At 62.1% G+C, this 14,507-nt stretch carries 10 protein-coding genes; 2 read left to right on the forward strand and 8 right to left on the reverse strand.

Features of this window, described 5'->3' with window-relative positions:
• Positions 1 to 22 precede the first annotated feature (22 nt).
• The 4 genes from alaS to VGU25_11570 form a co-directional block, all read right to left on the reverse strand.
• Entirely contained in the window at positions 23 to 2,722 is a 2,700-nt protein-coding gene (alaS, locus tag VGU25_11555; GenBank protein HEV2577835.1) for an alanine--tRNA ligase, read from the reverse strand.
• Positions 2,723 to 2,741: 19 nt separating this feature from the next.
• Positions 2,742 to 3,671, reverse strand: coding sequence for a hypothetical protein (locus tag VGU25_11560; GenBank protein HEV2577836.1), 930 nt, complete (start codon positions 3,669 to 3,671; stop codon positions 2,742 to 2,744).
• A 13-nt stretch (positions 3,672 to 3,684) separates the two neighbouring features.
• A complete protein-coding gene (locus VGU25_11565) occupies positions 3,685 to 4,152 on the reverse strand; it encodes a regulatory protein RecX (protein ID HEV2577837.1) in 468 nt (155 codons plus the stop codon).
• Positions 4,153 to 4,413: 261 nt separating this feature from the next.
• Positions 4,414 to 6,762 carry a S9 family peptidase gene (locus VGU25_11570; GenBank protein ID HEV2577838.1) on the reverse strand — a complete coding sequence of 783 codons (2,349 nt, stop codon included), beginning with the start codon at positions 6,760 to 6,762 and terminating at the stop codon, positions 4,414 to 4,416.
• Positions 6,763 to 6,941: 179 nt separating this feature from the next.
• Here VGU25_11570 and VGU25_11575 point away from each other — a divergent pair, with 179 nt between their 5' ends.
• Positions 6,942 to 7,832, forward strand: a complete 891-nt coding sequence (locus tag VGU25_11575; protein ID HEV2577839.1) for a hypothetical protein — start codon at positions 6,942 to 6,944, stop codon at positions 7,830 to 7,832.
• Positions 7,833 to 7,835: 3 nt separating this feature from the next.
• Here the strand turns inward: VGU25_11575 and VGU25_11580 are convergent, their stop codons facing one another.
• Both VGU25_11580 and VGU25_11585 read right to left on the reverse strand, forming a co-directional pair.
• On the reverse strand, positions 7,836 to 10,223 hold the full coding sequence (locus tag VGU25_11580; GenBank protein ID HEV2577840.1) for a M1 family aminopeptidase: 2,388 nt from the start codon (positions 10,221 to 10,223) through the stop codon (positions 7,836 to 7,838).
• A 109-nt stretch (positions 10,224 to 10,332) separates the two neighbouring features.
• Positions 10,333 to 11,511 (reverse strand): acetyl-CoA C-acetyltransferase, encoded by a 1,179-nt coding sequence (locus VGU25_11585; protein ID HEV2577841.1) that lies wholly within the window; start codon positions 11,509 to 11,511, stop codon positions 10,333 to 10,335.
• Positions 11,512 to 11,914: 403 nt separating this feature from the next.
• Here VGU25_11585 and VGU25_11590 point away from each other — a divergent pair, with 403 nt between their 5' ends.
• Positions 11,915 to 12,622, forward strand: coding sequence for an RsmE family RNA methyltransferase (locus tag VGU25_11590; protein HEV2577842.1), 708 nt, complete (start codon positions 11,915 to 11,917; stop codon positions 12,620 to 12,622).
• A gap of 90 nt (positions 12,623 to 12,712) precedes the next feature.
• On the opposite strand, the gene dnaJ is transcribed toward VGU25_11590, so the two are convergent.
• Positions 12,713 to 13,852, reverse strand: a complete 1,140-nt coding sequence (dnaJ, locus tag VGU25_11595; GenBank protein ID HEV2577843.1) for a molecular chaperone DnaJ — start codon at positions 13,850 to 13,852, stop codon at positions 12,713 to 12,715.
• Positions 13,853 to 13,912: 60 nt separating this feature from the next.
• A complete protein-coding gene (grpE, locus tag VGU25_11600; protein ID HEV2577844.1) occupies positions 13,913 to 14,476 on the reverse strand; it encodes a nucleotide exchange factor GrpE in 564 nt (187 codons plus the stop codon).
• Positions 14,477 to 14,507: the final 31 nt, after the last annotated feature.

The following is a 14,507-nucleotide window of genomic DNA, read 5'->3' on the forward strand; positions in this document are numbered from 1 at the left end:
CTCGCTGACTCGCTGACTCGCTCTACGCGATCATCTCCCCAACAACCGACGCCGCCTGCGCCAGCACACCATCCAGCGCCGCCACATCGCTTCCACCAGCCTCCGCAAGATCCGGCCGCCCACCGCCTCTGCCGCCGACCTTCGCCGCCAGCGCGCCCACAACCTTCCCTGCCTGCACGCGCGATGTCAGGTCCTTCGTGACACCAGTAATCAGCGACACCTTGCCATCACTCGTCGCCGCTCCCAGCACTACCACACCCGAGCCCAGCTTCCCGCGCAGCTCATCCACCAGGTTCCTCATCTGCGACTTATCGAGCGCATCTACACGCCGAGCCAGCACCTTCACACCTTTAACTTCCACAGCCGAAGCCGCCGCATCCGCTGTCGCCGCACTCGCAGACTTCATCCGCATCTGCTCAAGCTCCCGCCGCAGCTTCTTCATCTCTTCGTCACTCTGCGCCAGCCTCGCCTGCAGCGCCGCAGCGTTCACATCGCCGCCAACAATCTGCCCCGCAACCTTTGTGACCTCCGCATCGCGCCGGAACAGCTCCAGCGACCCCGTCCCAGTCACCGCCTCTACGCGCCTCACTCCGCTCGACACCGAACTCTCACCCACCAACTTCAGCAGCCCGATCTCTCCCGTCGCCGCCGTGTGCGTTCCGCCGCACAGCTCCGTCGAGAAATCCCCAATCTTCACCACTCGCACGCGCTCGCCATACTTCTCGCCGAACAGCGCCATCGCGCCCAGCTCATGCACCGCCACATCGATCGGCACATCCACCAGCGTCTCCACCTTGCTGTTCGCGAGCACTTGCGTATTCACAATGTCCTCAATCTCCTGCAGCTCCTCGTCCGCCACACCCGCAAAGTGCGAAAAATCAAACCGCAGCCGCGTCGCATCATTCAACGACCCAGCCTGCTTCACGTGCGTGCCCAGCACCTGCCTTAGCGCCGCATGCAGCAGATGCGTCCCCGTGTGATTGCGCATCGTCGCATGCCGCACGCCCGCATTCACCACCGTGTCGACCACGTCCCCCACCCCAATCGCATGCAACGCCTTCACCTGGTGCGCAAACACACCCTGTACCGGCTTCCTGCATCCGCTCACCTCGGCCACAGCCGTGATGTGATCGCTCGCATACAGCCAGCCCACATCACCAACCTGCCCACCCGAGTCCGCATAGAAGCTCGTCGCATCCAGCACCGCCTCGCCCGTCTCACCCGGCTGCAAACTCGCCACACCAACTCCGTCCTTCACCAGCGCCAGCACCCGCGCTCCATCCAGCCGCGTCGCCCCATATCCCTGAAACTCCGTCTGCGGCAGCTCGCGATACACCGGCGCGGCGCTCTTCTGCGACCCACCCTTCCAACTCGCCCGCGCTCTCTGCTGCTCCTCCAGCTTCGCCCGCTCAAACCCCTCGTAATCGAACTCAATGCCCGCATCTCGCGCCGCGTCCACCATGAAGTCCAGCGGCATACCGAACGTCTCATACAAGCTGAACGCCTTCGCTCCATCGCGCAGCGTCTCGTCGGTCATGTTCCGCAGGCCGAGTTCCAGCGTGCGCGCAAACTGCTCCTCTTCCGCGAGCACCACCTTGCTCACGCGCTCCGCCGACTCCTTCAGCTCGGGATACGCCGCCTGCATCTCATCGCGCACAGCAAACACCATCTCGTGCAGAAACGGCTTCTCCTGACCCAACAACCGTCCATGCCGAATCCCGCGCCGCATGATCTTGCGCAGCACATACCCGCGCCCCTCATTCGACGGCAGCACACCATCCGAAATCAAAAACGTCGACGCCCTTGCATGGTCCGCAATAATCCGCAGCGACGCCGCTCCCTTCACATCGCTCACCGCCAGCTCATCGATCGACAGCTCGCTCTTGAACCACGTCAACTCCTTCGCGCGCTTCAGCAGCGGCGTAAACAGATCATTCTCATAGTTCGAAATCTTCCCCTGTATCGCGCACGACACACGATCCAATCCCATGCCCGTATCGATCGACGGCTTCGGCAGCGGCGTCAGCGTTCCATCCGCTGCCCGATCGAACTGCATGAACACCAGGTTCCAGATCTCGACATACCGCTGCTCATCCTGCGGAAACGGCAGATCAACCGGCTGCCCATTTGCGTCGAACTTCTCGCTCGCCCGCACACCCAGGTCATAAAAAATCTCCGAGCAGGGACCACACGGCCCCGTATCGCCCATCTGCCAGAAGTTGTCCTTCATCCCCATCTCGAAGATGCGTTCCTTCGGCACTCCCGTCTCGATCCAGTACTGCTCCGCCTCGTCATCCCGGGGCACCGTCTCCGAGCCCTCGAAGATCGTCACGTACATCTTCTTGGGATCCATCCCAAACCACTCCGGACTCGTCAGCAGTTCCCACGCATACGCAATCGCGTCTTTCTTGAAGTAGTCGCCAAAGCTGAAGTTCCCCAGCATCTCGAAGAACGTATGGTGCCGCCGCGTAAACCCGACGTTTTCCAAATCGTTATGCTTTCCACCCGCACGCACGCACTTCTGGGACGATGCGGCGCGTGTGTACTCGCGCTTCTCCGCGCCCAGAAATACATCCTTAAACTGGTTCATCCCCGCGTTCGTAAACAGCAGCGTGGGATCATTCGCCGGCACCAGCGAAGACGAGTGCACCCGACGGTGCCCCTTACCCTCAAAAAACCGCAGAAAATCTTCACGAATCTGATTGCCGGACAAGTTGCGCATAACCCTCAGTTTATCAGCGCTACAGGCTCACTCCCGGCCGCCACGTCAGCCCTTCGCGCCGCAGCTCCGGATCACGCGTCGCCTTCAGCTTCGCAAACTCATCCGCATATCTCGCCATCTCCATCACGCTCACCAGTGCATCGAACGCATCCTCACTGCCCTTCGCCTTCGTCATCACCGCACGCCCAACAGGCTTGTACACCGCATCCGTCTTACACTTCGCCGCAAGATACTTACTCCTCGCCTCCGCATTCGACTTCGCCACCGCTCCTGTCATCAGCCGCGTATACATCTCCACCAGCAACGGCTTCGGCCTCCCCGCATCGAGCGCCGCAGCCTCCAGCGGCCACACGCGAAAACCCGCATCGTGCAGCCGCTCCAGCATCTGCATCGCTCGCAGCGATCCTGTCCCCACGCTCCCACTTCCGCCAATCTGAAACGGCGACTTCGGCGTGATACCGCGCATCTTCGCCGCGCGCTCCGGATCGCCGCCCTCCATCCCCTGCGCGATCTTGTTGTCATAGTCCGCAAACCGAAACATCCGCCGATATCCCGCCCCGCAGAACTGCGCCGGCCTCTTATGCGGCTTGCCCCAGAACCGCTCATCGCGCGCAATCTCGTCGCACTCGCGCGCCAGCCACTGCTCGGCCAGCCCCGCATTCGCCTTCCGCCAGAACGCGAACATGTCCTCGCAGCCGTGCTCCTCCAGAAACCATCCCGGAAAGCTGAAGCAACAGTCGATGCTCACCACCAGCCGCGGCGCCTCGCGCGCAAGCTCGATCAGCCACTCGGTGATCTCATCGCGCGTGCGGCCTGCCTCAAGCTGGACCTTGATCCCACTCTCGCTGCGCGTCCAGATCGCGGACCAGATGTGCCGCCGCTGGCCGGCCGCGTCGATGCGGCCCGACCAGTCGATCGCGATCAGCCGCAGCGTCTTTGCCTTATTCACTATTCACTACTCACTATTCACTGCTTTCCTCAACATCAACCTCTTCGATGTCGCTTCCAGCCCAATCGCGCAACACCACCCAGACGGCTCGCGAGGAGAATCCCGCGGCGACCAGCCGGCGCATGATCTTCGCCGTCTCCTTCTGGCGCTGCTCGCGGTCGCCGCCGGGCGGCTTCAGGCGCTTGCGCTCTATGTATTGTCGGGCGAGCGCGACCTCATCCACATCCTCATACTGCTTTGTTACCGCTTCATTCACCAGCGACGACGCGATTCCCTTCTGCATCAGGCCCTGTTGAACGCGGCGTTTCCCGAACTTCTCGTTCTCCTGGCGAAGGCGCGCGAAGTCGGCGGCGAATCGCTGATCGGATAAGTAGCCGAGTTCCTTCAGCTTTGCGATCACCTTCTCGACGGCTTCGCGGCCGGTTTCGTCGGGAGAGACACGATCCGACAACCGGCGGCGAAGGTCGCGCTCGCTCTTCATCTTTGCGCCGAGGGACTTTACGGCGTAATCGAGCAGCTCAGGTTCCGTGAGCGGAGACTTTGTTCTGGCGGATTTTTTGTGGAATGGTATGGGCTACCCCCCTCCCCCGTGTTTTTTGCGCAAAATCTTCAGGAGAAAAGACTTAGGTCCGGACCTAAGTGCGAAAATCCAGTATTTTGAGGCGCTTTGGCTGCAAAATATTCAAAACAAAGGAGTAAGGATCATAGGGAGCTGCACTCGCGGCGCACAAAGCACGGTGTTTCATGGCTTTGCGGCGGCGGGGTTTTTCTCGGGACCGGCGCCGGCGTACTTGTTCATGCCGAGCCACTGGTCGCACCAGTCGTCGACGGTCTGGTACCAGAGCTGGGAGTTCTGGGGTTTGAGGACCCAGTGGCCTTCGTCGGGGAAGTAGAGCATTTTGCTCGGGACGCCGAGGAGCTGGAGCGCGGTGAAGAGTTCCATTCCCTGCGAGACGTCGAGCCGGTAGTCACGCTGCGAATGGATGATGAGCGTGGGCGTGTGGGCGTCCTTGATGTAGCGCATCGGCGACCACTTGATGAAGGGATTTTCCGAGTCGGGCTTGCCGTAGAAGTCCCACGGGTGCGAGGGGCGGTTTTGTTCGACGACGGCGTCGGAAGCATTGGAGGCGAGCGGGCGAAATTCCCATTCGTTGAACCAGAGCTCTTCGGTGTCGCCGAAGGCTGCCGTGGCATCGCTCATGCCGTCATGGGTGACGATGCACTTGAAGCGGTTGGTGTGGGTGAGGACCCAGTCGGCCATGTAGCCGCCGTAGGAGGCGCCCAGGGCGCACTCGCGGTTCTTATCGATAAACGGGTATTTCGCCTCGGCGAAATCCAGACCTTTCATGAGGTCGACGTAGGCGCGGCCGCCCCAGTCACCGGAGACCTCTTCGACGAACTTCTGGCCGTAGCCTGTCGAGCCGCGGCGGTTGATGCCGATGACGACGTAGCCGTTCGCGGCGAAGAGCTCCCAGTTCCAGCGGTAGGACCAGGCGTCGCCCCAGGCAGTCTGCGGGCCGCCGTGCATGAGGAATTTGACGGGGTATTTTTTGGAGGGATCGAAGTTGGGTGGCTTGACGAGGAAGCCCTGGACCTTGGTGCCGTTCGCGCCCGCGAACCAGAAGGATTCGAGTGGGGCAAGCGAAATCTGGGATTCGACGTCCTGATTTAAGTGAGTCAACAATTTCGGCTCGAACGATGGCTGTGTCACGTCCCGACTCGGGCCCTTTCCAACGAGATCGAGCTTGATCGTACGCGTGCCGTCATCCATACCAAGCCAATCGAACCTTGCAATTTCCGTCGGCCGATCCACACGCATAAGACTGCCGACCATTTCGAAGTTGCTGTTAACGCGCCGCAGGGACAGCTCGCTCCATTCACCTGTCGCTTTGCCAAAGCGGCGGAGTTCGCGTCCGTCTATGTTGACCGAATAGATCGGCGCCTCGCCTCTGTCTTCGGAGACAAAGAAAATTTCTTTTGAAGTGTCTGACCAAACGAATTCATCAATCCACATGTCCAGGTTGGCAGCCTTGCCACCGCCGGTCTCCGAATAGTCGAAGCGAACGTGATCAAGCGGCCCGAGGTTGCCGGTAGCGCGATCCATCAGTGCGAGTTTGAATTGGTCCGACTCATACCCATTCCTCGCTTGTGACCGCCAGGCAAGGTATTTGCCGTCGGGCGAGTACTGCGGGCCGTCGTCGCTGCCGGGTGAGGTGGAGACCTTGACGGCCTTTGCGTTGGGGTCGTCGAGCTTGAGGGTGAAGATGTCGTTGTTGGTGGACTCGCCGGGTTGCGGGAAGACGCCGGGCTTCGCGAAGCCGACCTCGAGGTTGGTGACGTAGGCGATCTCGTGCGAGTCGGGAGCCCAGGCGTAGCCTAGCGGGCCGCCGAGGGAGAACGTTGGGGTTTCGGCGTCGCCGACGGCGGAGCGCGGCGTGAGGTCGCGGAGGTTGTGGCCGTCGGCGTCGACGACGGCGATGTGGCTGCGACGTTTGCCGGTGAAGTGGTCCCAGTGGCGATAGAGGAGTGAGTCCCAGATCTGCGCTTTGACGGGCGAGGCGTCGGCGGCCTTCTGCTTGTCGGCGTCGCAGGCGTCCTCTTTCTGCCAGTCACCGAGGTCGGAACACTCGGGGTAGACGGAGACAGTAAAGAGGAGGCGTTTGGAATCGGGCGACCAGATCGCGCCGTCAGCTCCTCCATTAACATTCGTCACCTGTGTGGGCGAGCCGACCGTGCCCGCGGCTTCGTCCCAGGGCATGGTGTAGATCTGGTCCTTCATCGTCAGCGCGATGGAGTGGCCGTCGGGGGCGAAGCGGCCGTTGGATTCGCCGTCGCCAAACGTGACCTGGTGTTCTTTGGCACTGCCGTCGAGCGGCACGGCCCACAGATGATTCGTCTTCGTGTTCTTCTCGAGCGAGACGTCGGTGACCGAAAAGAGGACCCATTTGCCGGAGGGCGAGATTTGCGGGTCGGAGACGCGCTTCATGGCCATGAGGTCGGCGAAGGTCATGGGGCGCTTTTGCTGGGTGGGCCGTTGCGCGGCAATGGGGAGGGCGAGGGCGGCGAGCAGGACGGAGGTGGCGAGGCGCATCGGGGGTAAGTGTAAGGCAATCCCAACATTTGTGGCGGGCGAGCGAAAAGCAAATACAGAGGTCCTTCGCCTACGGCTCAGGATGACGGCGATTTGAGGTCAGCGGTATGGCCGGAACTGCGGCGCTTGCAGAACCTTTTTGGTCGGCCTACCGTCTAGTTCAGTAGGGATTTCAGGACATGGTTCGCAGATTGCTCGCTCTCGCTCTTGCTGTTGGTGTCTCCTCCATTGCTGCGCCCGGCTTCGCGCAGTCGAACGCAACCCAGGGATTTGGGCCGCTGGACTCGTCGCAGCCGACCGGAATCACGATTGAACAGATTGTCCAGAAGATGGGTCAGCAGGAGGCGGCGTACGAGCAGGCGCGGAACCAGTACGAGTTTCGTCAGACGGTGAAGATCCAGACGATCAACGACGACACCGGGCGGCCGGACGGCGAGTATCAGCAGGTCACGGACATCACCTTCGATCCGACGGGCAAACGGATGGAGCACGTCGTCTTCGCTCCGCAGAACACGATTGAGCGCGTGATCCTGACCGAGAACGACATGAAGGATATTGCGGAGCGCATTCCGTTCATCCTGACGACGGCGCAGCTTCCCGACTACAACCTGACCTACCTGGGCAAACAGCACGTGGATGAGCTGAATACGTACGTGTTCGACTGCGCGCCGAAGGTGCTGGTGAAAGGACATCGCTACTTCCAGGGAAAGATCTGGGTGGACCAGCAGGACAATGAGATTGTCCTGGTGAACGGGCTGAACGTTCCGCAGGACACGCGCAAGGGACACGAAGACCTGAGCCCGCCGTTCACGACCTACTACGAGCAGATCGACGGCGTGTACTGGTTCCCGGTGTACACCAAGGCGGAGGGCATTCTGCACTTTGCGGCGCAGAACGGTGCGCTCAGCCAGGATGATCACATTCGCGCGACGGTGCACTTTACGAACTACAAGAAGTTCAACTTCCACACGAACATCAAGATCACGTACGGCAATGACACGATCGCTCCAGGCGCGAAGCAGCCGGCCGGCGGTGAGCAGCCTGCGCAGGATTCGCAGCAGCCGAAGTAGCGGCTAGTCGCTCAGCACATCCTCGTTGTAGTTGATGAGCAGCTTCTTGCCGGGCGAAGGCAGCTTGCCGAGCTTCACTGTCTGGTCAAAGGCGGTCACGCCGCGCATCCTGACCGTGGCGAGACGGATGGTGTTGCCGTTGGCCATCTGCATATATATCGGCACGAGCATGAGGAAGTTATCGGAGACACCGCTCTGCGCGATCTTGACGTGGACGGAGGTGACGCCGTCTTCGCCCGTGCTGAAATCGGAGCTGACGTCGTAGTGCGGGACCTCGGTACCGTAGACGTACTCGTTGAAGAACCAGTCGAGCTTGCGGTCGCCCGCGGCGTCGACCCATTTGGGCATGGTTTTCTCGAGTGAGTGCTTGAAGTCTTCGGTGGACGCTGACTTGCCGGCGTACTCCTGGACGAAGGCCTGCATGGATTTCTTGAACGGCTCGTCACCATTCTGCGGCGTCCAGTACATCATCTGGATCATGTGCAGGATGTAGGCGCCCTTGGCATAGATGACGGCGCGCGCAACGTCGTCGCCGGTTTTGTTGCTGTTGACGCGATAGCCCATGGTGACGGGCCCGACGTCGATGGGCCGCTTGCCGTAAGCGTTCTTCTCGAAGAGCAGACGATGCTGATCGTTCCAGTACTTGTGATACTCGTCCATCTTGGCGGAGGTCTGCATGAGGAAGAGGCTGGCGGAAAAGGTGGCGAAGCCTTCGCCCATCCACTGGTCGCGATAGCTGGACCATCCGATGAGATCGCCCCACCACTGATGCGCGACCTCGTGCGGCGTGACGGACTCCCAGAAGGACGGCATGTCGAAGTCGCGAAGACCGAAGGCGTGCTGCTCGGTGGTGTCCCAGAAGGCGCAGATGGGAAGGTAGACCATGGTGGGCCAGCCCTGGCCGTCGAGGCAGGTCGTCTGCTCGGTGAGTGAGACATGGTCGTAGGGCAGCTTGCCGAAATAGTTGGTGTAGATCTGGATGGCGGCGTTGCCCTGCGAGACCTGGTTCTTCAGACCGGGCGGCGTGGCGAGACTGCCGATGCCGTTGTTTGCGAAGTTGACGACAGAGTCAGGCAGATTGACGTTTGCGAAGCCGTCGACGGCGAAGCCTTGCGGCGTTTTGATCTCCTCCTGCCTGAAGTCGCCGATGTTGAAACCGGCGACGGGAATCGGCGCGCGCGTCTGCCAGACGTAGCGCTCGAGCGAGCCGTCGCGGTCGTGCGCGACGAGGTCGCCGGTGGCAACGGCCTGCAGGCCCCTGAGCAGATGGAAGGTGAGACGGTAGTTCGCGAAGTCGCCGAAGACGCCGTTTGGAGCGGGATACCAGGAGTCGCGCGCGGAGTGCAGGAGCTCGTAAACACCCTCGCCTTCATGCTGAACGGCGTCGGGGCCGGAGTACTTGATAAGCAGGCGGAGCGGATGATCGGTCGGCGCGTCGTGCGGGAGCTCGACCGCGAAGCCAGGGTCAGCCTTCTTGTCCTCCTGGATGAAGTCGAGCGGAGCGCCAGTCTCGGAGTAGACGCCGCTGACGCGAAGCGTGGGAAAGAGATTGAAGCCGACGACGCGCAGACCGGGACGATTCGCGGTGAGCGTCACGGTCGCGGCGCAGGTGAGCTTGCCGGACTTTTCCATCGCGATGTCGATGGCTTCGTCGGTGACATGCGTGGGAAGCGCAGCGGAGTCTGCGCGCTGCATCCGGTAGGCGGTCCAGCCGTGAAACTCGTCGGTGCCCCAGGTTGCGAGCTCAACCTGGTCGCCGTCGGCGAGCGGTGCGCCTTCGGGGTCGACGACAAAGAGCAGGTTCTTGCCGGCGAAGAATCCGCCGGCTCGGAAGGATGCGAGGAAGAAGCTGCCGTGCGCGTCAGCGGGATGATCGGAGAGAACGTCTTCGAGAATGCGCTCGTCGAGATTCCAGTGGAGCGTCAGGCGGAGGTTCTTCGCGAGCTCGGCGGCGGCCCTGGAGGCCTCGGTTGCGTCGGCGCTCGCGGAGCCTGTGGAGGCCTTGCGGATATCATCGGCGGTCGCGTCCGTGAAACGCAGAACAACGGTGGCGAAATCCTGCGACATCTCCGGCGTCTTCGTCAGCAGCGCGAGCGACCGGCGCTCGTTGGGATCGGTGGGCGAGAGTGTGAAGCGGCCTTTGCCCTCGAACACTGCGCCGGTAATGTGCCCGTTCACGGGGCCATAGAGAAAGAAGCTGCCATCGTCGAAGTGGAACGTGCCGCCCTCGCGCTCGATCGAGAGACCCTTCACTGCAATGCCGGGACCCGCGGGAAGGTTGGAGCGCATCGCCGCGTAGGTCGCTTCGGAGTTTGGCGGACGGGCAGTGCCGTTAGCTTCAATGACAGGAGCCGAGAGCTGCGCGAGGCACACGGCGGGCGCAAATGCCATCGCCAGGATGAGTGAAAGAGGCCGGACTGCGGGGAACATGGCAGCCAATATATAGCGTGTGCGCAGACTTCCGCCGCAAAATTTTGTGCACTTCCGTACTGCGCCACAGCTAGCTGCGTTCGAGCGCCATCGCAACCGAGTTGCCGCCGCCGAGGCAAAGCGCAGCGACTCCCTTGTGCACATCGCGCCGCTGCATCTCATGCAGCAATGTGACGAGCACGCGCGCTCCGCTGGCGCCGATGGGATGACCGATGGCGACGGAGCCCCCATTGACGTTCACGCGTTCGAGCGAAAGGCCAAGCTCCTTCGTAACGCCGAGCGCCTGCACGGCAAACGCCTCGTTCAGCTCAAAGAGATCCACATCGGACATCGCCCAGCCGGCGCGCTCGAGAACGCGGCGCACGCCCGTGACGGGAGCAAGCATCACCCAGCGCGGCGCAACCCCGCTGGTGGCCTGCGCGCGAATGGTCGCAAGCGGAGTGAGTTTGAGCTCGCGCGCTTTCTCAGCCGACATGACAACCACCGCAGCAGCGGCGTCGTTCACGCCGGGAGCATTGCCGGCGGTCACAGTCCCCTGCTTGCGAAACGCCGGCTTGAGCGCGGCGAGCGCCTCAAGTGTCGCATCGTCACGCACGCTCTCGTCGCGCGTAACGGTGGTGCTTCCCTTCTTGCCCGGGACTTCGACGGGGACAATCTCCGCATTGAAGCGGCCCTCCTTCCACGCGGCCGCAGCTTTGCGATGCGATTCAAGCGCGTACTGGTCCTGCTGCTCGCGCGTGAAGCCGTGCTTGTCGGCGACGAGCTCGGCGGTCTCGCCCATGTGGAAGTCCTCGCACGCGCACCACAAGCCATCACGAACCATCGAGTCGACGGCAGCGCTGTCGCCCATACGCATGCCCTTGCGCGCGGCGGGCAGAAGGTACGGCGCGTTCGACATCGATTCCATGCCGCCGGCGACGGCGATTTCGCTGTCTCCCTGCGCGATGGATTGCGCGGCGAGACCGACGGCGCGAAGCCCGGAGCCGCACACCATGTTGATCGTGAGCGCGCTTACCGAATCGGGAATACCGCCGCGCAATGCCGCCTGGCGTGCAGGATTTTGACCAAGCCCAGCGGGAAGAACACAGCCCATGACGCACTCGTCCACACTCGCAGAATCAATGCCGGCGCGGTCAATCGCTGCGCGCACCGCGATTGCGCCGAGCTCGATTGCGCTCAATGATGACAGTGCGCCGAGAAATTTTCCGACCGGTGTGCGAACGGCGCTGACGATGACGACTTCCCGCATTGCTTGCTTCTCCTCAACGTAACTTCGCGACGAAGTATACGTGTGCTTTGGATGCGCTGGCACTCGTGCGCGGTGCGCGAGTGAAGGAGCGTGAGAGCAAGTTGGAGGCCGACGAAGAGACGCGGAGGCTGTGCAAAGCAGGGTAGAAATTTCGCTCTTAATCTTCTTTTTTCTCTTGACTCTAACGCGCAAGAAATCTATACCTTCGTTAGCTGCATTGCAGCGTCGATGGTCTTCATCGATTGGGAGCGCAGGCAAACGCAACCAAGGCAAAGCATCAAACCAAGGCAACACACTCGGGGGACGCTAATAAAGAGCGTCCCCCGAGGTGTTTTCCGCCCTTTATTCATGCGCCTTTTCGCGTGCTCTCACAAATTCCCGCTTCGCAGTATTCTGAGAGGCGATGACACGCCGACGCTGGATCGCAGACAAATTCACCGACACAACCGCATCCCTCACCGGAGACCAGGCGCTGCACCTCGCACGCGTTCTGAGGGCGCAACCGGGACAAATTTTCGACGTCGTGGCGAATGGATTCCTCCGGCGTGCCACAGTGGTCAATGTCGCCGAGCAGGAGGTGACGTTCGCGTTGGGCGAGGAGTTGGAATCTGAAGCCGCGCTTCCGGTGCACCTTCTGCTCGCAATCATCAAGTTCGATCACTACGAGTGGGGAATGGAAAAACTGACAGAGCTCGGCGCCGCGCGAATCACGCCGGTGATTGCGCGCAGGACAGAGAAACATCTCGCGCACGCCGCGGCAAAGCGTGTAGAGCGGTGGCGCAGGATCGCGCTCGAAGCGGCGAAGCAGTCGCGCAGAAGCGATCTGCCGCAGGTGGATGATCCGCTGCCGCTGAAGCAGGCGCTGGCGCAGGTGAGCGCGCCGGTGAAGTTGCTGCTCGCCGAGACGGAGCAGGAGAATTCGTTAGCCGCTGCGCTGAAGGATGGGATGGGAGAAGTTGCGCTGGCGATCGGGCCGGAGGGTGGATGGACGCCGGAAGAGATGGCACTGTTCAGCGAGAACGGGTGGCGGCACGTGACGCTGGGGCCGAGGATCCTGCGCGCCGAAACGGCGGCGATTGCGGCGCTCAGTGTTTGTTCGGCGCTGCTTTGAAAAAGCAAATCCCCTGCGGGGATGACAGAAAGAAAGCAAAAACGGCCGGAGTTCTCCGGCCGCTCTACTGTCTATTCTCTACTGTCTTCCCTACGAGAACATCTCCTTGACCTTGTCGAAGATCCCGCGCGACTGCGGGATGTTGTCGACCTTCATCGACTCGTTCAGCTGCCGCATAAGCTCCTTCTGCTGCTTCGTGAGCTTTGCGGGGGTCTGCACGCGGACCTCGACGATGAGGTCGCCGCGGCCGTGCGCGTTCAGGTGCGGAACACCCTTGCCGCGCAGACGGAACTCCTTGCCGCTCTGCGTTCCTTCCGGAACCTTGAGCGTCTCGGGTCCGTGCAGCGTTTCAATCTCAAGTTCGGTGCCGAGCGCGGCCTGCGGAAAACTGATCGGCATCACGCAGTGCAGATCGTCGCCGTCGCGCTCGAAGAACTTGTGCGCGCGGACTTCCAGCACGACATATAAATCGCCTGAGGGGCCGCCCCACTTGCCGGCGTCGCCTTCGCCGCCGTAGCGAATTCGCGTCTCGTTCTCAACACCCGCGGGGACCTTGACGAGAATCTTGTGCTCGCGCGGAACACGCCCATCGCCGCGGCAGGTCTTGCATGGGTGACGAACGATCGAGCCTGTGCCCGAGCAGACCGGGCAGGTGCGCGCGACAGAGAAGAAGCCCTGCTGCGTGCGAATCTGCCCGCGGCCGCCGCACTGCTGGCATGTCTCGGGCTGGCGTCCGCCTTCGCTTCCGGTGCCGCTGCAATCGGTACACGCCTCGGCACGGCGGATGTTGATCTCGCGCTCGATGCCGAAGACGGCCTCTTCGAATTCGAGCCGCAGGTCGAACTTGATGTCGCGTCCGCGCTGCGCGCGCGAGGCACGGCCCCCGCGGCTGCCCATGTTGAACATCTCGCCGAACAGATCGCCGAAGATGTCCCCGATGTCTCCCTGCGCGAAAGGACCGCCGGCGAACGGGTTGCCCGCCGCACCCGCGGCGCCCACGCCCGCGTGGCCGTACCGGTCGTAGGCGGCGCGCTTATCCGGGTCGCTCAGCACCTGGTAGGCTTCGCTGCACGCCTTGAACTTCTCCTCCGCGTCCGGATTATTCGGATTGCGGTCGGGGTGGTGCTGCATCGCGAGCTTACGGTATGCGGCTTTCAGTTCCGCGTCCGTCGCCGTGCGCTCTACCTGTAAAACCTCGTAGTAGTCCATCTTCATCGTTGCGGTCGCCATCTACACACTTCCCATCATCGCTCGCGGGCCGTTTCGGCACGCGGCTGAACAGAACTTCAACTATTCACTAACCTGCTTCGCATTCGTTGCGATCTTCACCAGTGCGGGACGCAGGAGCTTGTCGCGCAGCTTGTACCCCCGACGGATCTCCTCAACGACCTGGTGGTCAGGCACGTCTTCGCGCTCTTCGCTCCCCAGCGCCTCATGCACGCGCGGATCAAACTGCGCCCCAACGGCGTCGACGGGCTGCACGTTCAGTCCGCGCAGCGCCTCCTCCATCTGCTTCAGGATGAGCTCCACTCCGGCGCGAAGCTGCTCGACGGAACCCTGCGCCTTAAGCGCCAGACCGAAGTTGTCCATCACGCCGAGGAAGGGTTCGACCGCAGATTGCACCGCATAGTCGCGCGCATCCTGGCGCTCCTTGATCTCGCGCTTGCGTGCGTTGTCGAACTCCGCCTGCAGGCGCGCGAGACGGTCCTTGGCCGCGTCGCGTTCCTCGCGCAGTGCGGCGATCTCGGCTGCCTGCGGGTCGGGCTGCGCTTGCTCGGCCGCCGCCTCAACCTGTCCATCCGGCGCGCCCTCCGGCGCCTCTTCAACCCGCTGCATCTCTTCTGTTTCCGCCATACGTCTATCCTTTCCAAAAACTCCGGGCCGG

Source organism: Acidobacteriaceae bacterium (genome assembly GCA_035944135.1).
Classification (GTDB): Bacteria; Acidobacteriota; Terriglobia; order Terriglobales; family Acidobacteriaceae; genus Granulicella.

Coding starts and splice junctions, on each gene's coding strand:
- alaS (HEV2577835.1), bottom strand. CDS start 2,722: ATGCGCAACTTGTCCGGCAATCAGATTCGTGAAGATTTTCTGCGGTTT.
- VGU25_11565 (HEV2577837.1), bottom strand. CDS start 4,152: ATGAAGAGCGAGCGCGACCTTCGCCGCCGGTTGTCGGATCGTGTCTCT.
- VGU25_11570 (HEV2577838.1), bottom strand. CDS start 6,762: ATGCGCCTCGCCACCTCCGTCCTGCTCGCCGCCCTCGCCCTCCCCATT.
- VGU25_11575 (HEV2577839.1), top strand. CDS start 6,942: ATGGTTCGCAGATTGCTCGCTCTCGCTCTTGCTGTTGGTGTCTCCTCC.
- VGU25_11580 (HEV2577840.1), bottom strand. CDS start 10,223: ATGGCATTTGCGCCCGCCGTGTGCCTCGCGCAGCTCTCGGCTCCTGTC.
- VGU25_11585 (HEV2577841.1), bottom strand. CDS start 11,511: ATGCGGGAAGTCGTCATCGTCAGCGCCGTTCGCACACCGGTCGGAAAA.
- VGU25_11590 (HEV2577842.1), top strand. CDS start 11,915: ATGACACGCCGACGCTGGATCGCAGACAAATTCACCGACACAACCGCA.
- dnaJ (HEV2577843.1), bottom strand. CDS start 13,852: ATGGCGACCGCAACGATGAAGATGGACTACTACGAGGTTTTACAGGTA.
- grpE (HEV2577844.1), bottom strand. CDS start 14,476: ATGGCGGAAACAGAAGAGATGCAGCGGGTTGAAGAGGCGCCGGAGGGC.